At 60.5% G+C, this 18,818-nt stretch carries 14 protein-coding genes; 9 read left to right on the top strand and 5 right to left on the bottom strand.

What is annotated here, in order from left to right:
• Positions 1-89: 89 nt before the first annotated feature.
• Positions 90-773, bottom strand: coding sequence for a heavy metal response regulator transcription factor (locus tag ABD806_RS02520; protein ID WP_344954377.1), 684 nt, complete (start codon positions 771-773; stop codon positions 90-92).
• A 179-nt stretch (positions 774-952) separates the two neighbouring features.
• Here ABD806_RS02520 and ABD806_RS02515 point away from each other — a divergent pair, with 179 nt between their 5' ends.
• From ABD806_RS02515 to ABD806_RS02505, 3 genes are all read left to right on the top strand, one after another.
• The gene (locus ABD806_RS02515; protein WP_344954375.1) at positions 953-2,761 is read left to right on the top strand and encodes a copper resistance system multicopper oxidase; all 1,809 of its coding nucleotides are present in this window, start codon (positions 953-955) and stop codon (positions 2,759-2,761) included.
• A gap of 35 nt (positions 2,762-2,796) precedes the next feature.
• A complete protein-coding gene (locus ABD806_RS02510) occupies positions 2,797-3,660 on the top strand; it encodes a copper resistance protein B (protein ID WP_344954373.1) in 864 nt (287 codons plus the stop codon).
• A gap of 71 nt (positions 3,661-3,731) precedes the next feature.
• Positions 3,732-4,253, top strand: a complete 522-nt coding sequence (locus ABD806_RS02505; protein ID WP_344954371.1) for a cupredoxin domain-containing protein — start codon at positions 3,732-3,734, stop codon at positions 4,251-4,253.
• 75 nt (positions 4,254-4,328) lie between these two features.
• Here ABD806_RS02505 and ABD806_RS02500 read toward each other — a convergent pair whose 3' ends face one another.
• Positions 4,329-5,762, bottom strand: a complete 1,434-nt coding sequence (locus ABD806_RS02500) for a heavy metal sensor histidine kinase (RefSeq protein ID WP_344954369.1) — start codon at positions 5,760-5,762, stop codon at positions 4,329-4,331.
• A 315-nt stretch (positions 5,763-6,077) separates the two neighbouring features.
• Here ABD806_RS02500 and ABD806_RS02495 point away from each other — a divergent pair, with 315 nt between their 5' ends.
• Positions 6,078-8,336, top strand: a complete 2,259-nt coding sequence (locus tag ABD806_RS02495) for a putative bifunctional diguanylate cyclase/phosphodiesterase (RefSeq protein ID WP_344954367.1) — start codon at positions 6,078-6,080, stop codon at positions 8,334-8,336.
• Positions 8,337-8,616: 280 nt separating this feature from the next.
• Here the strand turns inward: ABD806_RS02495 and ABD806_RS02490 are convergent, their stop codons facing one another.
• Positions 8,617-9,402 carry a helix-turn-helix transcriptional regulator gene (locus ABD806_RS02490; RefSeq protein WP_344954365.1) on the bottom strand — a complete coding sequence of 262 codons (786 nt, stop codon included), beginning with the start codon at positions 9,400-9,402 and terminating at the stop codon, positions 8,617-8,619.
• Positions 9,403-9,612: 210 nt separating this feature from the next.
• On the opposite strand from ABD806_RS02490, the gene lhpI reads away from it, so the two are divergent.
• The 3 genes from lhpI to ABD806_RS02475 all read left to right on the top strand — a co-directional run bounded on the left by lhpI (position 9,613) and on the right by ABD806_RS02475 (position 13,716).
• Positions 9,613-10,638, top strand: a complete 1,026-nt coding sequence (gene lhpI, locus ABD806_RS02485) for a bifunctional Delta(1)-pyrroline-2-carboxylate/Delta(1)-piperideine-2-carboxylate reductase (protein ID WP_344954363.1) — start codon at positions 9,613-9,615, stop codon at positions 10,636-10,638.
• 343 nt (positions 10,639-10,981) lie between these two features.
• Entirely contained in the window at positions 10,982-12,433 is a 1,452-nt protein-coding gene (nhaC, locus tag ABD806_RS02480) for a Na+/H+ antiporter NhaC (protein WP_344954361.1), read from the top strand.
• Positions 12,430-13,716, top strand: coding sequence for an NAD(P)/FAD-dependent oxidoreductase (locus tag ABD806_RS02475; protein ID WP_344954359.1), 1,287 nt, complete (start codon positions 12,430-12,432; stop codon positions 13,714-13,716). The genes nhaC and ABD806_RS02475 overlap by 4 nt, the downstream gene beginning before the upstream one ends.
• A 444-nt stretch (positions 13,717-14,160) precedes the next feature.
• Here the strand turns inward: ABD806_RS02475 and ABD806_RS02470 are convergent, their stop codons facing one another.
• Positions 14,161-16,395: an NADP-dependent isocitrate dehydrogenase gene (locus tag ABD806_RS02470; protein WP_344954357.1), complete on the bottom strand. Its 2,235-nt coding sequence runs from the start codon at positions 16,393-16,395 to the stop codon at positions 14,161-14,163.
• 210 nt (positions 16,396-16,605) lie between these two features.
• Positions 16,606-17,958 (bottom strand): hypothetical protein, encoded by a 1,353-nt coding sequence (locus ABD806_RS02465; protein WP_344954355.1) that lies wholly within the window; start codon positions 17,956-17,958, stop codon positions 16,606-16,608.
• Positions 17,959-18,103: 145 nt separating this feature from the next.
• On the opposite strand from ABD806_RS02465, the gene ABD806_RS02460 reads away from it, so the two are divergent.
• The gene (locus ABD806_RS02460; RefSeq protein WP_344954353.1) at positions 18,104-18,439 is read left to right on the top strand and encodes a metalloregulator ArsR/SmtB family transcription factor; all 336 of its coding nucleotides are present in this window, start codon (positions 18,104-18,106) and stop codon (positions 18,437-18,439) included.
• A 55-nt stretch (positions 18,440-18,494) separates the two neighbouring features.
• On the top strand, positions 18,495-18,785 hold the full coding sequence (locus tag ABD806_RS02455) for a glyceraldehyde 3-phosphate dehydrogenase NAD-binding domain-containing protein (protein WP_344954351.1): 291 nt from the start codon (positions 18,495-18,497) through the stop codon (positions 18,783-18,785).
• Positions 18,786-18,818 lie beyond the last annotated feature (33 nt).

The raw sequence follows: 18,818 nt of genomic DNA, 5'->3' as shown, positions 1-18,818 counted from the left end.
AGCCCCCCGGTTATTACAAGCCGCCAATCATTTTTATCGACAACCCGGTATTGCTTGGACCAAACAGAGGGCGGATGCCCTCGGCCCGTCTAGGTTTTATCCGGCACGTCCAGGGTATAGCCCATACCGCGTACAGTCTGAATCAACTTGGGTTCGAAGCCATCGTCGATTTTCGCCCTCAGGCGACGAATGGCGACATCGATAACATTGGTATCGCTGTCAAAATTCATATCCCATACCAGCGAGGCGATCAGCGAACGGGGCAAGACTTCACCCCGTCTGCGGATCAGCAACTCCAGCAAGGCAAATTCTTTATTGGTGAGGTTGATGCGCTCGCTGCCACGGACGACACGCCGTCGTGACAGCTCCAGGGTCAGGTCGGCGACCTGCAGACGGTCACTCAGGCTGGCGCCGGTGCCCCTGCGCAGCAAGGTTCTCACCCGGGCCAGCAATTCAGAGAAGGCAAACGGCTTGACCAGGTAGTCATCGGCACCCAGCTCAAGGCCCTTGACCCTGTCTTCCACGCTGTCGCGGGCGGTTAAAAACAGCAAGGGCATCTGCTTTCCTTCGTCTCTTAACGACTGGACGATGCGCCAGCCGTCGACGTCCGGCAGCATCACATCCAGGATGATGAGATCATAGGGCTCGACCATCGCCTGATGATGTCCATCCAAACCACTGCGTGCAAGATCGACCACAAAACCGGCTTCGCTCAGGCCCCGTTGCAGGTAATCGCCGGTCTTCATTTCGTCCTCAATGATCAGAAGCTTCATTTGTACTTGTTATCCATCATTCAAGATGAGTCTGAGCCTAACAGAAATTTTAGTGTCAGTGTGCCGACACCAAGATGACAAATTTGTAATGAAGTGGTCATCTGCCGGAAAGTAACCGGCCCGTAGGATAGCCTTAAGTATCAATGCAATATTTTCAATAAGGAAAGGGACATAGCAACATGAAGCATCCTCTTAACATGCCGGATTTACCGCGTCGTAGATTCGTTCAGGGCCTTGCCGCCGGCGGGGTGTTATTGGGCATGTCACCCCTGTTAAAACCGGCCTGGGCCGGCAGCCAGGGTACCCTTACCGGTGACGCCCCCGTGCTCAGCGGTACCGAGTTTGATCTTGTGGTCGCCGAATCCCCGGTCAATTTCACCGGGAAGACACGCATGGCCACCACCATAAATGGCTCCATTCCAGCCCCTACCCTGCGCATGCGCGAAGGAGATACGGTCACCATCCGGGTAACCAACAGGCTCAAAGAGCATACCTCCATTCATTGGCACGGCATTATCCTGCCCTACCAAATGGATGGTGTACCGGGCATCAGCTTCCCCGGCATAGCGCCGGGTGAAACCTTCACTTACCAGTTTAGGGTGGAACAAAGCGGCACCTATTGGTATCACTCCCATTCCGGCATGCAGGAGCTGACCGGCATGTATGGCGCCATCGTGATTGAACCGGCAGCAGCGGATCCCATCCAGGCGGATCGGGAACATGTGGTCCTGCTTTCCGACTGGACCGACGAAAACCCCATGCGGGTATTCGGCAAGCTGAAAAGCCAGGGTGACTACTACAACTTTAACCAACCTACCGTCTTCGACTTTTTCCGCGATGCTTCTCGGGATGGATTACGGACGGCGATGAACAACCGCCAGATGTGGAATGAGATGCGTATGAGCCCCACCGATCTGGCGGATCTCTCGGCGCAGACCCTGACCTACCTGATGAACGGCACCACCCCCGCCGGCAACTGGACCGCCTTATTCAAACCCGGAGAACGGGTACGTTTGCGTTTTATCAATGGGGCAGGCAACAGCTTCTACGATGTGCGCATTCCCGGTCTTAAATTGACGGTGGTGCAGGCCGATGGCCTCAACGTCGAGCCGGTGACGGTCGATGAATTCCGCTTCGGCCCCGGCGAAACCTATGATGTTATCGTCGAGCCAAAAGGTGATGCCTATACCCTGTTTGCCCAGGCCATGGACAGGACCGGTTATGCCCGGGGCACCCTGGCCACCCGAGCCGGCCTTGCCGCCGCCGTGCCGGAGCTGGATAAACCGGAATGGCTGACCATGACCGACATGATGGGCGATATGGGGGGCATGGACCACGGCTCCATGGCCGGTATGGACCATGGCTCCATGGCCGGTATGAACCATGGCTCCATGGCCGGTATGGACCACGGCTCCATGGCCGGTATGGACCACGGCTCCATGGCCGCAGGATTGTCGAAAGCCAGCAGCCAGGTGAAGCATGCGAAAACCGAGTACGGGCCCAGTGTCGACATGCGGGTGGACACGCCCCGCACCAATCTCGACGATCCCGGCGTGGGCTTACGTAACAACGGGCGACGGGTACTGACCCTGGCCGATTTGCGTACCCCGGGCGGCCCTATGGATCCCCGTCCGGCCGAGCGCGAAATTGAGCTGCACCTCACCGGCAACATGGAGCGTTATACCTGGTCACTGGACGGGGTGGAATTCGGCAGTTCAACGCCCATCCATTTCCAATATGGAGAGCGGATCAGGATCATACTGCACAACGATACCATGATGACCCACCCCATGCATTTGCACGGCATGTGGAGCGAACTGGAGAACCCGGATGGGAGCTTCCAGGTGCGCCGTCATACCATACCGGTACAACCGGCACAGCGCATCAGCTTCCTGGTGACGGCAGACGCACCCGGCCGCTGGGCCTGGCATTGCCACCTGATGTTCCATATGGATGCGGGCATGTTCCGTGAAGTCGTGGTGTCTTAAGTGTTGGGATCGGCAACAAAAGGAAACGAATAATAATGAGCCTATTCAGATTAACACCCGCTGCTGTTGCACTGACAGCGTTCAATATCATGCCCGCCTGGGCTCAGGCTGATCAGCCGCAGATGGAGGGCATGGATCATGGCGACATGCAGATGCAAGGCGGCCCAGCCCCTGCCGACGCCCGGGATCCTCATGCCTACTCCGGCGGTTTCACTCTGGAATCAGGCCCTTACGTCCTTCCTGGAGCACGTCAGCTGCGCCTGGCGGATGAACACTACCGGGGCGGCCTACTGATCGACCGACTGGAGCGGGTCTACACCAGCGAGGAGGACTCGTGGGCCTATGACGGCCAGGCCTGGTTCGGCCGGGATTATGACCGCCTGGTGCTTAAGGGTGAAGGGGATATCGCCGACGGCGAGCTGGCGGAGGCCAGCACCGAACTGCTCTGGGGCCATGCGATCGCACCCTTATGGGATACCCAACTGGGGGTTCGCTATGACACCGGTCACGGACCGGATCAGGGTTGGCTGGCATTCGGTGTCCAGGGTTTGGCACCCTATTGGTTTGAGGTCGATGCCACCGCCTATCTCGGCGAGGACGGGCAAACGGCGTTCGCCCTGGAGACCGAGTACGAGTTATTGCTCACCCAGCGCCTGGTACTGCAACCGCGTATGGAAATGAACCTGTACGGTAAAGACGATGCCGAACGCATGACCGGCAAGGGCCTGGCCGACCTGGCCGCCGGACTGCGCCTGCGCTATGAACTTACCCGGCAATTTGCGCCTTATGTAGGGGTGGAGTGGGCCAAATCCTTCGGTAACACCGCCGATTTTGCCCGCGAAGATGACGATAAAACCGAGGAGACCCGCTGGCTTGCCGGGGTGCGTTTCTGGTTTTAACCACCGCTGTTTTTAACAATACCGGGCTGTGTGCCGCACGCCCGTTTTAACCAACTAACGAGACCAATAACATGAAAACAATGAAAAAAGCATTGCCTGCCCTACTGTTAGCCCTGTTACCTGGCCTGGCATTGGCGGCCGGAGAACATCAGGGTGGCCATAATATGGCCGACATGCATAAGGGCCATAACATGGCTGATATGGGCATGGGTATGCATGGCTCCGCCGCCGGGCAACCGGGCAAGGCAGCCGACGTCAGCCGCACCATAGAGATCATCATGAATGACGACATGAGCTTCACGCCCAACCAGATTGATGTCAAGGCCGGGGAAACCGTCCGCTTCTTCGTCAAGAACGCCGGCAAGGCGTCTCACGAACTGGTGATCGGTTCTGCCGATGAGCTGCGGGAGCATGCGGAAATGATGCGTAACATGCCCGAGATGAAACACGCAGAAGCCAACATGCTGAGCCTGGCCGCCGGACAGCGAGGCGGCCTGGTGTGGCAGTTCACTCAGGCCGGCACCGTTGACTTCGCCTGTTTGCTACCCGGCCATATGGAAGCCGGCATGCAAGGTAAGATTCAAGTCATGTAATACATCCGGCTCAACGGAGTGATGGGAAACTCCGTTGAGCTATCAGCATAAGTTACTCAATAACAGCACTTTAAATCACTGCATACCCTTATTCTTGCCAACACCGGGAAATCGTGCGGTGAAACGGGTTTCCCTGTTATCCGAATGGACCGATAAGCTGCCGCCATGGGCCTCGACGATGGCGCGGGTAATGGACAGCCCCAGGCCCGTTCCTTCCGTCACCTGCTGTCTGGCGGAGTCGGCCCGGTAGAAACGATCAAATAACCGCGATAGCTCCGCGGGGGGGATCCGGGTACCCGGGTTGGCGACGCCGACCGAGACACCGGCATTATCCTCCTCAATATCAATCCTTATGCTGGCTCCCGTTGGGGTGTAACGAATGGCATTGGACAACAGGTTGCTGAAGGCCCGCTGTAGCATGGCCCTGTCACCCAATAATCTGGCGTTGCCCCGGCGGATGATGTGCAGTTGCTGTTCAAAAGCCAGCGGCTCAAAAAATTCCACCAATTCATCCAGCTCTTTTGCCAGTTCAAGCTCTTCCCCCTGTACCCTCAGCAAGCCATGCTCGGATTTTGCCAGAAACAGCATTTCGCTGATCATGCGCGCGAGCCGTTCGGCCGCTTCCAGATTTGAATAGAGCACTTCACGGTAATCGTCGGCACTGCGTTCCTTGGACAAGGCTACCTGGGTCTGCATCATCAGGCTGTTCACCGGGGTACGCAGCTCGTGGGCAATATCCGAGGAAAACTCGGACAACCGGTGAAACGAGGTTTCCAGTCGATCCAGCATGGCGTTGAATGACTGTATCGACGCATGCAACTCGGCAGGGGCATGATCCAGTGCAAGACGCTGGCTGAGTTTATTCGCGGTCACGTTTTCCGAGACCGAGGCCAGCTCCCGTAACGGCGTCAACCCCACCCGGGAAGCGAACCAACCGAGGAAAAGCGAGATCAGGGCGATGCCGGCGGTAAACCAGTAGAGCCCCTTCTTTATGTCACTGATAAAATGCTGGTGATAACTGGTATCGAGGGCGGCACGCACCATAAAGTAAGGCGGGTAGCCGGCTCCCGGGCGGCTGTCAACCTGCTGACGTTCGGTAATGCTGCGGTAACCCCTGTTGTCTTCTTGCCAGGAGTCCATGCTGCCCAAGTCCGCCTCCGACAGCCCGACCATGCGCCCGCTGCCCGGTTGTGACGCTCCGGGTGGGTGGGTGTCCACCAGTACCCGCCCCTGGGGATCGGTGATCAGGAGATAGTGGCCGCTGTGTCCCAACAGCATCCTGTCCAGCTCCCGGTTGAGCGCCGCCCAGTCCTGGCTGCCGGTATCCGTATACCCCGACAGCAAGCTCCTGGCCAGTTGCAGCTTGCCCCGGAGATTATCGGCGTCCTGTCTGGCAAAGTGATGATCCAGGGCATGGGTCAGCAGCAGGCTGACCAGGCTCCAGATAGCTATCATGATCACCCCAAACATCAGGCTCAATCGGGCGGTCAGGGAACGCAGGCCGCGCATGATGGGTTTCTCCTGTCAAAATATCTCCCCGCCGATAGCCCGGCGCCGGGCCTTTATCACTCGGGGAAGGCGGTGAACAATATCGTTGCCAAAAACGGCTATCATACTGCCTTTTCTTACCAGGCAGAATCCTGATGGCCGACACGCAGCGGCTCTCGGGCTTCGATAATGTTTCAGTGCGACTCCTTGATACTGCTATAGTTTCCCGCACCCAGGTGAATACCCCGACCTACCCCTCGGCTGCCGTGATGCCGAATAGGGGGTCAAATGAACATGAGTGGCTGTTTCAACGCGGCCGAACAGATAGGAGTCAAGATGCCTTGTAGTTCCGATGATGCCACCACCCGCTATCTTCACCTGCTGAAAGAAGTCGCCGTCGCGGCCAATGAGGCGATCGGCGTGGATGCCGCATTGCGCAAAATATTGCAGAGCGTTTGCCGGGTCACCGGCTGGCCCGTGGGACACACCCTGAAATACCGGCCGGGCGGTGAGCTGGTTTCCACCGGGATCTGGCATGTGGATGACCGTTATCCGACGGACAGCTTCGAGGCTTTCCGTCGGGCCAGTGAACCACTGTGCTTTACCTCGGGGATTGGACTACCGGGGCCGGTCTTGTTGGAAGGCCAGCCTCTCGAGGTCATAAATACCCATGCAGACGCTCATTTTCCCCGCCAGGACGCGACCATGGCGGCCGGCCTGGCCACGGGCTTTGCCTTCCCCGTCCGTTCGGGAAACAGCATCACCGCGGTGCTGGAGTTTTTTACCACCCGTCCTCAACGCTTGTCGCCTGAACTGCTGGATGTCATGGCACAGGTGGGTGTCCAGCTGGGACGGGTCTTCGAGCGGCAAAACGCGCAGCAAGCCTTGCTGGCCAGCGAGCAGCGCAGCCGTCAGATCCTCGACAGTGCGGGGGACGCCTTTATCGGCATGGATGCCCGGGGCGCCATCACCGCCTGGAACAGGGCTGCCGAAACCATCTTTGGCTGGTCTCGGGCCGAGGTCTTGGGGCAAACCGTTGCCGAGACGATAGTACCGGACCAATACCGCGATGCCCATCAGCGTGGACTGGCACGCTTCCTCACCCATGGCAAGGCGCAGGCGCTGGGACAACGGCTCGAACTGCCGGCCCTGCACCGCGACGGCCGGGAGTTCCCCCTCGAAATCACCCTCTGGTCCCTGGAAGAGGAAAACGACTGGAGCTTCTTTGCCTTTGCCCACGATATAAGTGCCCGCAAGGAGGCCGAGCAGGCGCTCGAACACCGGGCCCTGCATGATGCCTTAACCGGGCTCCCCAACCGGGCTTTGGTACTGGACCGGCTGCAACAGTGCTTGTCCCGGCGGGCGGGGTCCAATGACGGTATTGCCGTGTTATTTATTGATCTGGACCATTTCAAGCGGATCAACGATAGCTTCGGCCACGATGCCGGCGATCAGGTATTGATCACGGTGGCGCAACGTTTGCGGCAGGTCATGCGTCCGACCGATACCGTCGCCCGCCTCGCCGGCGATGAATTCGTGATCGTTTGCCCCGATGTCGCCAGCCATACGGATGCGATCGCCATCGCCCAGCGCCTGCTGGCGGAGCTGGCTCCGCCTATCCAGCTGAAAGAGGATAGTGTCTTCGTCGCCGCCAGCATCGGCATCGCCATGGCGGAGCCGGGTTGGGATGCCGAAAAGCTGATCGGTTCGGCCGATATCGCCATGTATGAAGCCAAGACCGGGGGGCACTCCCACTATCAGCTCTTTGATGAACAGATGCAGATGCAGGTCACGACCCGGCTGCAGATCGAGAATGAGCTGCACCGGGCCCTCGATCATGGCGAATTCTGTCTGTTTTTCCAGCCCATAGTGGCGGCGGCCACCGGGGAGGTGGTCTCGGTAGAAGCCCTGTTGCGCTGGCAGCACCCGGTCAAGGGGCTGCTCTCACCGGCGGAGTTTATCCCCATCGCCGAGGAGACGGGCCTGATTGTGCCCATCGGCACCTGGGTCATCGAAGAAACCTGCCGCCTGGCCCAGGCCTGGAGCTTCCTGCGCGATACACATTTGCCCCTGGGGATATCCGTCAACCTTTCCCCCCGGCAACTGCTCCAGTCCGACCTGGTCGATACGGTCAAGCGTATTTTCAGCACCTGCGCCTTCGACCCCTCGCGTATCGAATTTGGCTTCGAGGTGACGGAAACCGCGGTGATGAACGATCCCGAAGCCGCCGCCTCGACCCTGCAGGCGTTGCGCGAGCTGGGTGCTCAGATAGCGATTGATGACTTTGGCACCGGTTACTCCTCGCTGGCCTACCTCAAGCACTTTCCGGTCGATACCCTCAAAATCGATCGCTCCTTCGTGATGGGCATCAGCGAGGGTAACGTCGATCAGGCGATCGTCCGCGCGGTGACCGGACTGGGCCATGCGCTGGATTTGGTGGTGGTCGCCGAAGGTGTAGAAACGGCGGAGCAGGCGCGCATATTGCGGCATTTGGAGGTGGATCTCCTGCAGGGTTTCCTCTATGCCCATCCGCAGCCGGCGGAGCAGCTGGAGGCCCTGCTGCTCAATGCCTGTCGGGTCACCCGCTCCGCATGATGACGGCGCGGTGCGCACCTTGCCCCGAAGCGGCACAGGCCCAGAGCACGACGCGCCATCGTCTTGGCTCACCGAACCCAGGGCGACAAAACGGCTCTCTGGTCCAGTTGAATGACGTCAGCATGCGTTCGGGACGCGGCTATTACCTGGCGGTCAACAATCGTAAACCGCTGACCGAAGAGGTGCGCTTGATGTACCAATGGCTGGTCAACTACCAGCCATTGGTAACGCCAGCCGGGTAGCTTTCTCCTGTTGCCCTCTTACCTCGCCCGGCGGCGGCCTAACCAGCGCTTCGAGCCTGGCGGGGGGAATGGCCGAAATAACGCTTGTAGGCCCGCGAAAAGGCGGCCGTATCGGAAAAACCGTGCTCCAGGGCCACCTGGGTCACACTCATTTTCGTTTGTTGCAGGCAGGATCGGGCCCGGTTGAGGCGCCGGGCACTGGCGTATTGCTGCGGTGTCAAACCGAACTGCTTACGGCACAGGTAGTACAGGTGGCTTTCACTGATGTGCAGGGCCTCTGCCAACAGCTGATTGGCCGGCGGCTCATCCAGCGAGTTGTCGATCAGCCGATCCAGCACATCGAGGCGCAGCGATGTCGGCAGTTTGTCCCGGCTGCTGCTTGCATAATGCTGGCTGATCAGGGTCAGGAACAGGGTGACCAACTGCTGGTTCACAAGCTGGGAGATGACGCTGCTGCCCAGTGCCAGCTGGTAGCGGGCAAAGTCCAGCAAGGGCTGGATTTCCCCGGCCAGTTCCACCGACTGGGGTGAGCGGAACAAGGTATCTCGAAACGACAGGCTGCACACCGCTTCCAGCGAGCGCACCAGTTCATCCGCCAGATTCAGATCCAGGACCAGCAGTTCGCTGTCTTCTCCCTGCCCGGCGTAACTGTGTTTCGCCGAGTTGGGCACCATCAGCACGCTGCCGCGCACCACCCGGGTGGCACTGTTATCGAACTCGCAACGGGTAGCGCCAGCCACGCCTATCAGTATTTGCGGATAGGCATGGAGATGCTCCCCCGAGCGGGTGGCAATCACATTTTTTCGGGCCTGGGTTACAATCATGGGCGCAGCCTCTCCATCCGGTATCACGCAATCAGCCGCATACTAACCCTGGCCGCGCCGCTTGTGAATCACAGGTTAACCATATTTAGCCCTATCCTGGCCAACTCCGCCGATTTTGGCAGTCTGAGACAACCACTTGATAGCCTCTGCCAATTTTTATCCGCCATAGCCGTTTAGCATGGCCTCATCTCCGCAAACTTGAGGTGAATCATGCAACTGAACGCGCAACAAGTGATCGATGCCCTGCCATGGGACGCCCTTATCGAGCAGTTGGCCGCGATGTTTACCAAGGACGTTCACTCTCCGGTCCGCCATCATCACTTCATCGATGTGCCCGGTGCGTCGCAGGCGACGCTGCTGCTGATGCCCGCCTGGATCGAAAATGAGTACCTGGGAGTCAAGCAGGTGAACGTCTTCCCCGGCAACAGCAGACTCAACCTGCCGGGCCTCAGCAGCCATTACCTGCTTAGCTGCGGCAAAACCGGCCAACCCCTGGCCCAGCTGGAAGGAAACGAGCTGACCGCACGCCGCACCGCCGCCGCGTCCGCCCTGGCGGCCCGCCATCTGGCCAGGCCCGATGCCAGCAAGCTGCTGGTCATGGGCGCCGGCCGCATGGCCCGCCGCCTGATCCAGGCCCATATGGCCGTCCGCCCCATCACCCAGGTGTGGGTCTGGGCACGGGACCCGGCCGCGGCGGCGGAGCTGGCGATGGAGTACCGGGAGCAAGGGATTGACATCCGGGTCGCCACCCAGGAAATCTTGCCCGAGATTGCCGCCCGGATGGACATCATCAGCTGTGCGACCATGGCCAGCACGCCCATCCTGAACGGAGCATGGCTTAGCCCGGGATGCCACCTTGATCTGGTCGGCAGCTTCACCCCCACCATGCGCGAAGCGGATGATGAGGCGCTGCGCCGCAGCCATATTTTTGTCGATACCCGGGCCGGTGCCCTGAGTGAAAGCGGAGAGCTGCTCATGCCCCTGCAACAGGGTGTGCTCACCGCAGCCGATGTGCTGGCCGAACTGCCCGAGCTGTGTCGGGGCACCCACGGGGGGCGCGCCGCCCTGGCCGACCCCGAACGGGCCATCACCCTGTTCAAGTCCGTCGGCGCCGCCATCGAAGATCTGGCCGCGGCCGTGCTTGCCTATCAGCGCTGCCGGGGGAAAAACAGCCGTCACCACCCAGCAGTTCAAGCCGGTGAGAGTGTCCCGGCCTTAAATCGCTGTTCCGAATAGTGGGTCACTCGAAACAGCGACCGGGTATCGCTAAGCAGACCCGCTGCGCCAGGGCAGGAAAACGCTCCTGCCGTTCCGGCATTTCCGCCATCCATGGCGGCCAGATGGCGCAGCGGAGCCCTCAGGGAGCGAGCTTGCACGCTGTGACGAGGTGTTTCAACCCAACCGAACATCCAGTGAATGTTCGCAGTGGGTGGAAACATCGAGTGTCATGTCCTCACGGCGTGTCTGCGTGCGCTACCCGGTCGATGTAGCGGTATTAGGAACAGTTATTTAAACGAGCCAACCCGTTGCCGGGGAAAGTCATCTTGCCCGGCATGATATCGTCATGGAGAGACATCTTATGTACACCACCATTCAGAAGGGTACTGTGACCAACAGCTTGCCGAGCCTGCCCATTGCCTGCATTCCCGTGCTGGCCACGGTGGCACTGCTCGCCCTGCAGATTTTTTATTACAAGGATTTTACCCCCCATATCGCCCTGGCCATCGGTTTTGCCATCACCGCCCTGGTCGGCTGGGCCCAGGGATATCGCTGGAAGGACATCGAAGCCGGCGCCTTCCATGTGCTGCATGTGGCCATGCCCTCCATCGCCACCCTGATCGTGGTCGGCATGCTAGTCAGTACCTGGATTGCCAGCGGCACCGTGCCCATGCTGATTTATTACGGTCTGGAGCTGATCAATCCGGGCTGGTTTCTGGCTGCGGCCATGCTGCTCTGCTCCGTGGTCTCGCTGGCCATCGGCTCCAGCTGGACCACGGTCGGTACCGTGGGGCTGGCGCTGATCGGCATCGGCGAGGCGTTTTCCATTCCCGTCTACTGGACCGCGGGTGCCGTGGTGTCGGGATCCTTCTTTGGTGACAAGGTTTCCCCCCTGTCCGACACCACCAACCTGGCGGCGGCCGTGACAGAAACCAATGTGTTTGATCATATCCGCAATATGATGCCCACCACTGTGCCCGCCATGATCCTGGCCTTCTTCCTGTATCTGTTCGTCGGCACCACCGGCGAGCTGGCAGACATCGACCAGCTGGCTCAGATTGAAAGCTTCAAGCAAGGGTTGCTGACCCAGTTCGACATGGGCTGGCCCGCCATGCTGCCGATCCTGGCGCTGATTGTCCTGGCCTTCTTCAAGGTCGCCCCCATACCGGCGCTGTTTATCGGATTCAGCCTGGGCGCGATGGTGGCCATGAGCCAGTATGGGTACAACCTGCATCAGATCCTGACCTTCGCCCATGGTGGCTTCAAGATAGAAGCCGGAGACCAGGCGCTCAACGGCCTGCTCAACCGTGGCGGCGTCACCTCCATGACCTGGGTGGTCACCCTGATGATGTTCGCCCTGGCCTTCGGCGGCGCCCTGGAGCGGACCCGCTGCCTGGAGTCCCTGGTCGGTGCCATCCTCAAGCTGTCTCGGGGCTTTAAGGGCCTGCAAACCAGCGCCATCATCACCTCCATCACCACCAATGTGATCTCCGGTGACGTGTACCTGTCCATCGCCTTGCCCGGGCGCATGTATCAGGCAGAATACAACAAGCTGGGATACTCCCGCCTGAACCTGTCGCGGGCGATAGAGGAAGGCGGCACCCTGGTGTCTCCGCTGATCCCGTGGAATGCCGGCGGCGCCTTCGTGATTGGAGCCCTGGGCCTGACCGTCGTGGGCGGGGATTACAGTGCCCTGCTCTACGCGCCACTGGCTTTCGCCTGCTGGCTGTCGCCGGTGATTGGCATTGTCTATGCGCAGCTGGGCTGGTTTAGTCAACGCGCCCATGCCGAGCCTGGAGTAGTAACAGAATGAAAAAAGCAGCACAGATTGCCGTCATCGGCGCCGGCGTCGTCGGCCTTTGCAACGCCCTGGCCCTGCAGCGGGCCGGGTACGGGGTGACCCTGTTTGACGCCCAGCCGCCGGGCAGCCAGACCTCTTCCGGCAACGCCAGCTACCTGGCGACCGAACTGATCGATCCCCTGGCCAACCCGGGCACCCTAAAAGCCGCGCTCCGGCTGTGGCTCAGCCCCCACGGCCCGGTGGCCACGCCGCTTGCCTACTTCCACAAGGCGTTGCCCTGGCTGTGGAAGTTTATCCGCAGCGGGAGCGCCTCAAAAGCCACCGACGGCCGCCGTGCATTACACGCCCTTAACCGCCAGGCGCTGGATGCCTGGCGCCGGTTGCTGACCGCCGAGGGTCTCGGGCATCACCTGCTGGCCTCCGGTTATCTGCAGGTGTGGGAAAATCCCCGGGCGCTGGCCGCGGCGCAACGCCATCTTCGCCACCTGCAGGACTGGCAAATCAACGCCCGGTTGATCGACCGGCAGACGGTGGCCGAGCTGGAGCCGGCCCTCGCCGGCCGCGTTGCCCATGCTATTTTCTACCCGGACGCCTGCCAGATGGATGATCCCCTGCTGCTGTGTCAGTCGCTGTATCGGGCTTTCCAGCGGCGCGGCGGGCAATTTATTCACACCGGCGTACACGCACTCTCGCCGGCACGGCAGGGCATCACGCTGGCCACCGACCGCGGCCAGTATCGCTTTGACCGCGCCATCCTCAGCACCGGCGCCTGGAGCCGGCAGCTGCTGGCGCCGCTGGGACTTGAAGTACCGCTGGAAGCCGAGCGCGGCTATCACCTCACCTGGCAATGCCCGTCGCCGCCGGTATCCCGACCGATCGGCTCAGCCGAACGCCATCTGGTGATGACCCCCCTCGCCAACGGTCTGCGCACCGTCGGCTTCAGCGAATGGGGTGGACTTAAACTCCCGCCGAAGCGCAAACGCATCGCCACCCTGCGTCACCAGAGCCGGGCCTTGCTGCCGGCCCTGGCCGACCATGACTGGCCTCAACAGGAGTGGATGGGGTTCCGTCCCACCCTGCCCGACTCGCTGCCGGTGATCGATCGGCACCCTCGCCATCCCTCACTGCTGCTGGCCTTCGGGCACCAGCATCTGGGCCTGACCCAGGCGGCCATCAGCTCGGAGCTGATCCTGTCCCTGGTGGAAGAGCGTAGGCCTGTGGTGGAACTGTCTCCCTATCGCGTGACCCGCTTTGGCACGCCGCGCACAGCCGCTGGGCAAGCGGAAGCTGAATAACGGTTCCCAATACTGCTACATAGACCGGGTAGCGCACGCGGACACGCCATGCACTCGTCCCTGAGGGCTCCGACGTTGTTCGGCTGCCGTCAGTGCGGCGGCTGACAAACCGGATACCACAGCTGGCTACCTCTGATAGCCATTTGCTCAAACAAGCAGGCTATTAAACGTGATGCCGGTCAGTTAACGGGATTGGTTGGCTTTCAAGCCGACCTGCTGCGCCAGGGATGGTGCGGCAGAGCCCCCAGGGATGGGTTTACGACGTGTCGGCGGGAAGCTAATCAATCCCGTTTTACGCTTAACTGACTGGCATTATGCTATTAGACGCCCATAACTAGACGCTCAATCAGATTGGTATGAGTGACTAAGAATAAAAAAGCCCGGGGCGGTTAAACCGCCCCGGGCTTTTAGCTAACACCCTGAATCAGGGCAAATACGCTCGGCTTAGCCGTTCACCGCGCCCAGCAGGGCATTGAGGGTGGCGCTCGGACGCATCACCTTCTCGACCACAGCGGGCTCGAAGTGATAGTAGCCTTTCAGCTCGGTGGCCGGCTGGCCCTGTACGCTGTTCAGCTCGGCGACGATCTGCGCTTCCTTCTCGCTCAGGGCCTGGGCCAGCGGCGCGAAGTGGGCGGCCAGTTCGGCGTCGTCGGTTTGGGCGGCCAGTTCACGGGCCCAGTACAGGCTCAGGTAGAAGTGGCTGCCACGGTTGTCCAGCTCGCCCGCCTTGCGTGACGGCGACTTGCCGTTGTCCAGCAGCAGCTCGGTGGCCTTGTCCAGGCACTTGGCCAGGATCTTGGCGCGGGCGTTGCCGTCCTTGATGCCCAGCTCCTCGAGGGACACCGCCAGGGCCAGGAACTCACCCAGGGAGTCCCAGCGCAGGTGGTTTTCTTCCAGCAGCTGCTGCACATGCTTGGGCGCGGAGCCGCCGGCACCGGTCTCGTACATGCCGCCGCCGGCCAGCATGGGCACGATGGACAGCATCTTGGCGGACGTACCCAGCTCCATGATCGGGAACAGGTCGGTCAGGTAGTCGCGCAGCACGTTGCCGGTGACGGAGATGGTGTCCTGGCCGCGTTTCATGCGCTCCATGGAGAAACGGATGGCCTCGTTGTAGGACATGACGCGGATATCCAGACCGTTCAGATCGTGCTCCTGCAGGTAGGCTTCGACCTTCTTGCGCAGCTCATTGTCGTGGGCACGCTCCTCGTCCAGCCAGAATACCGCCGGGGTGCTGGAGTTGCGGGCGCGGGTGACGGCCAGCTTGACCCAGTCGCGGATGGCCGCGTCCTTGGTCTGGCAGGCACGCCAGATGTCGCCCTTCTCCACCTCATGCTGCATCAGCACGGTGCCGTCGGCCGCGACCACACGCATGGTGCCGTCTTCGGTCTGCTCGAAGGTCTTGTCGTGGGAGCCGTATTCCTCGGCCTTCATCGCCATCAGGCCTACGTTCGGGACTGAGCCCATGGTGCGCGGATCGAAGGCGCCGTTGGTCTTGCAGAAGTTGATCATCTCCTGGTAGATACGGGCATAGGTGCTCTCCGGCATCACCGCCTTGGCATCTTTCGGCTTGCCGTCACGACCCCACATCTGGCCGGAAGTGCGGATCATCGCCGGCATGGAAGCATCGACGATCACATCGCTGGGGATATGCAGGTTGGTGATGCCCTTGACGGAATCGACCATCGCCAGCTCGGGACGGTTTTCATAGCAGTCGTGAATGGCCCGCTCGATTTCTTCCTGGGTGGACTGGGGCAGCGCCTTGATCTTGTCGTACACGCTGCTCAGGCCGTTGTTGGGGTTGACACCCAGCTCGTCGAACAGCTCACCGTACTTCTCGAATACCTCGCGATAGAATACCTTGACCGCATGGCCGAACACGATGGGGTGAGACACCTTCATCATGGTGGCCTTGACGTGCAGGGACCACATCACGCCGGATTCCTTGGCATCCTGCAGGGTGCCTTCGAAGAAATCGCACAGCGCCTTGCTGCTCATGTACATGCTGTCCAGCACTTCGCCTGCTTCCAGCGGCAGCTCTTTCTTCAGCTCGGCCTGGCCGGCCTTGTTGACGAACTCGATGCGTACCGTCTGGGCCTTGTTCATGGTCACGGACTGTTCGCTGGAGAAGAAGTCACCGCCGTTCATGTAATCGGCGTGGGAGCGGGATGCCTTGCTCCACTGGCCCATGGAGTGAGGATACTTACGGGCAAAGGCTTTTACGGCCGCCGGGGCACGACGGTCGGAGTTGCCCTGCCGCAGCACGGGGTTGACCGCGCTGCCGAGGATCTTGGAATAGCGCTCGCGGATGGCTTTTTCTTCGGCGGTTTTCGGCTCTTCAGGAAAGTCGGGGATGTCGTAGCCCTGGGACTGCAGCTCGGCCACACAGGCGCGCAGCTGGGGTACGGAGGCGCTGATGTTCGGCAGCTTGATGATATTGGCGTGGGGATCCTGGGTCAGTTCACCCAGTTCGACCAGACCGTCTACGACCCTTTGTTCTTCGCTCAAACGCTCGGGAAAGGCGGCCAGAATACGGGCGGCCAGGGAGATATCGCTGAGGGTTACATCGATACCAGCGACGCTGGTAAAGGTACGTACGATAGGCAACAAGGAGTAGGTGGCCAGTGCGGGGGCTTCGTCGGTCAGTGTATAGACGATGGTAGCTTTTTGAGTCGTCATTATTTTCCCTAATTGATACGGCTGGGGAGCCAACGGCTCAGCGTTGCAACGACTTGTGATCGGTATTAATGCAGGCTGTAACCGATGGATTGAATTTCCGGCGCGTATTGTATGACATTTAGGCCCCCAACCTTAAGTAGTCAGTCGCATTTTCCGACTAAAAAATCATATGGCGGTCGCGCCGGGGGCTTATCTCCGACGCCAAAAGAGTCAGCGCAGGAGACGTTCCAGCAGATAAAGCGCCGCCACCACCAACACCGACATCACCACCAGATAACCCAGGTTCCAGCGCATTATCTTGAAGGAATCCACCCCGTAACGGCCCTGGATCGCCAGGTTCATTCCCGACAGCGGACCCACTGCCGCGCCCAGTGACCAGGACGCCAGGAAGGCCAGCGCCAGCAGCGAATGATCCGGCGCCAGCGGTGCCAGCAGGGAGCCGACAAAGGCGATACTGATAATGGGATGCACCCCCACCAACGACAACAGCACGATAACGCCATAGCTCAGGGCCGCCTCAAAGGCCCCGAAACCGGCCAGCGGCAGTCCGCCCTCCAGGCCCGACACCAGCAGCTCCAAACCATAGCCGAGTACGCCGGCACACTGAAACAACATCAGCTCGTTGGCCATCTGCGGCAGCCGCCCGCTTACCTGCCGGCTCAATACCCCCAGCGGCTCGCGGCTGCGCCACGGCAGCACCAGCAGGGTCAGCAGCGGAGTCAGCAGGGTGATCACCGCCAGCACCGATAACGCAGGGTAAAATTCATGCATCGCAAAGACCGCCGTCGCCAACAGCATCGGCAGCCAGAGGCCGCCGTAGTGCATGGGATAACCGGTAAATTCTGCCGCACCGTCCCCGGAGCAACGGCACAACTGCCAGAAGGCGAACACCAGAGACAGGGCCGCCAGCGGGATACTCACCAGCCAGATGGCGGACAACTGAGCATCCGGGGCGAAGTTCAGGGCCACCGCCATGGCGGCGAAGAAGGGCGACCACAGTGCCGCACCGGAAAAACCGCGCACCAGGGCCAGAACCTGGTCCCGGCTGAGTGCGGTACGCCGGCCGAGCCGGTCGCCGATAATAAAGATGGCCGACAGGTTGATCACGGCACCGAACAGGTGCACCGCCATCAGGGTAGAGCCGACCGCGCGCTTCCCTCTGGGCAAGCGCTCCCCTTCCTGTTCGGCCGGCTGGCTTACCAGGCCCAGAAAACTGACCGCCACCAACATGGAGAGCAAGGCGCTGTTTCCCGCCAGCAGGCGTTCAAGCTCAAAACCTGCTCCCTGCAACCGGCCCCATAACAGGCACAACACGCCCAGGGCCAGCAGCACCAGCGATTGGATGCGATTGCGACGGGCCAGCCGGGGCCAGAGCAGTGCCGAGGCGGCCCCGTAGGCCACCCCCGGCCAGGCCGGTGACAGGCCGGCTCCCAGGATGCGGGCAATAACCAGGGCCAGCGCCGAAGCAATCAGCCAGCCGGCCAGCGGCTGACGGTAGCGGATAAACAGGCTGCTGCCGTTTTTAAACCTTAGGTACTTTTCCGACACCTTGACCTGACTCACCCCTACCCCTTGATCTTGAGCGATAAATAACGGCTCTTATTGTGCCACAGAAGCCGATGCCCGGCGCACCCCGCCAGCGCGCTTTATGCCGGTCATGACTTAACACATATAGTGATTTTCATATATATTAACCGATCAAGATCCCATGAGTCCCCTCCAGCTATACAAGTGCCTGGCCGACGACACCCGCCTCAGATGCATCTTGCTGATCGCGCACGAGCAGGAACTGTGTGTTTGCGAGCTGATGTCGGCCCTGGGAGAAAACCAACCCAAGGTGTCGCGTCACCTGGCCCAGTTGCGCAAAGACGGCCTCTTGCAGGACCGACGCCAGGGCCAGTGGGTCTATTACCGGCTCAGCCCCGAGCTGGCCCCTTGGATGCGGCAAGTAATAGCCGAGACCCTGGCCCATAATCCCGACTACCTGGCAGACAGCCTCACACAGCTGGCCGCCATGGGCGACCGACTCCAGCGCAGCCGTTAATTAACAACTCTTTATCCACCAAAAGGAAATATCATGACCATCAAAGTAGGTATCAATGGCTTCGGCCACATGGGGCTGGGACGACATGGCGTTCGTGCAGATCAATGACCCGGCCGGCGACGCCGCCACCCTCAGCCACCTGCTCAACTTCGATTCGGTGCACGGCCGCTGGCAGCATGAAGCCAGGGCCGAGGGCAACGACATCGTCATCGGTGATCGGCGCATTGCCTGCACCCGTAACAGCGCGATCGCAGACACCGACTGGTCCGGCTGCGATCTGGTGATCGAAGCCTCGGGCAAAATGAAATCAACCGCCCTGCTTAAGGCCTACCTGGCCCAAGAGTAAAGCGGGTGGTGGTCACCAGGAGGAAGGCGTGCT

This window comes from Zobellella aerophila, from assembly GCF_039539325.1.
GTDB classification, from domain to species: domain Bacteria; phylum Pseudomonadota; class Gammaproteobacteria; order Enterobacterales; family Aeromonadaceae; genus Oceanimonas; species Oceanimonas aerophila.
This window is presented reverse-complemented; position numbering and strand designations above follow the sequence as displayed.

Coding starts and splice junctions, on each gene's coding strand:
- ABD806_RS02510 (WP_344954373.1), top strand. CDS start 2,797: ATGAGCCTATTCAGATTAACACCCGCTGCTGTTGCACTGACAGCGTTC.
- ABD806_RS02520 (WP_344954377.1), bottom strand. CDS start 773: ATGAAGCTTCTGATCATTGAGGACGAAATGAAGACCGGCGATTACCTG.
- ABD806_RS02470 (WP_344954357.1), bottom strand. CDS start 16,395: ATGACGACTCAAAAAGCTACCATCGTCTATACACTGACCGACGAAGCC.
- ABD806_RS02455 (WP_344954351.1), top strand. CDS start 18,495: ATGGCTTCGGCCACATGGGGCTGGGACGACATGGCGTTCGTGCAGATC.
- nhaC (WP_344954361.1), top strand. CDS start 10,982: ATGTACACCACCATTCAGAAGGGTACTGTGACCAACAGCTTGCCGAGC.
- ABD806_RS02505 (WP_344954371.1), top strand. CDS start 3,732: ATGAAAACAATGAAAAAAGCATTGCCTGCCCTACTGTTAGCCCTGTTA.
- ABD806_RS02490 (WP_344954365.1), bottom strand. CDS start 9,402: ATGATTGTAACCCAGGCCCGAAAAAATGTGATTGCCACCCGCTCGGGG.
- ABD806_RS02515 (WP_344954375.1), top strand. CDS start 953: ATGAAGCATCCTCTTAACATGCCGGATTTACCGCGTCGTAGATTCGTT.
- lhpI (WP_344954363.1), top strand. CDS start 9,613: ATGCAACTGAACGCGCAACAAGTGATCGATGCCCTGCCATGGGACGCC.
- ABD806_RS02500 (WP_344954369.1), bottom strand. CDS start 5,762: ATGCGCGGCCTGCGTTCCCTGACCGCCCGATTGAGCCTGATGTTTGGG.
- ABD806_RS02460 (WP_344954353.1), top strand. CDS start 18,104: ATGAGTCCCCTCCAGCTATACAAGTGCCTGGCCGACGACACCCGCCTC.
- ABD806_RS02475 (WP_344954359.1), top strand. CDS start 12,430: ATGAAAAAAGCAGCACAGATTGCCGTCATCGGCGCCGGCGTCGTCGGC.
- ABD806_RS02495 (WP_344954367.1), top strand. CDS start 6,078: ATGCCTTGTAGTTCCGATGATGCCACCACCCGCTATCTTCACCTGCTG.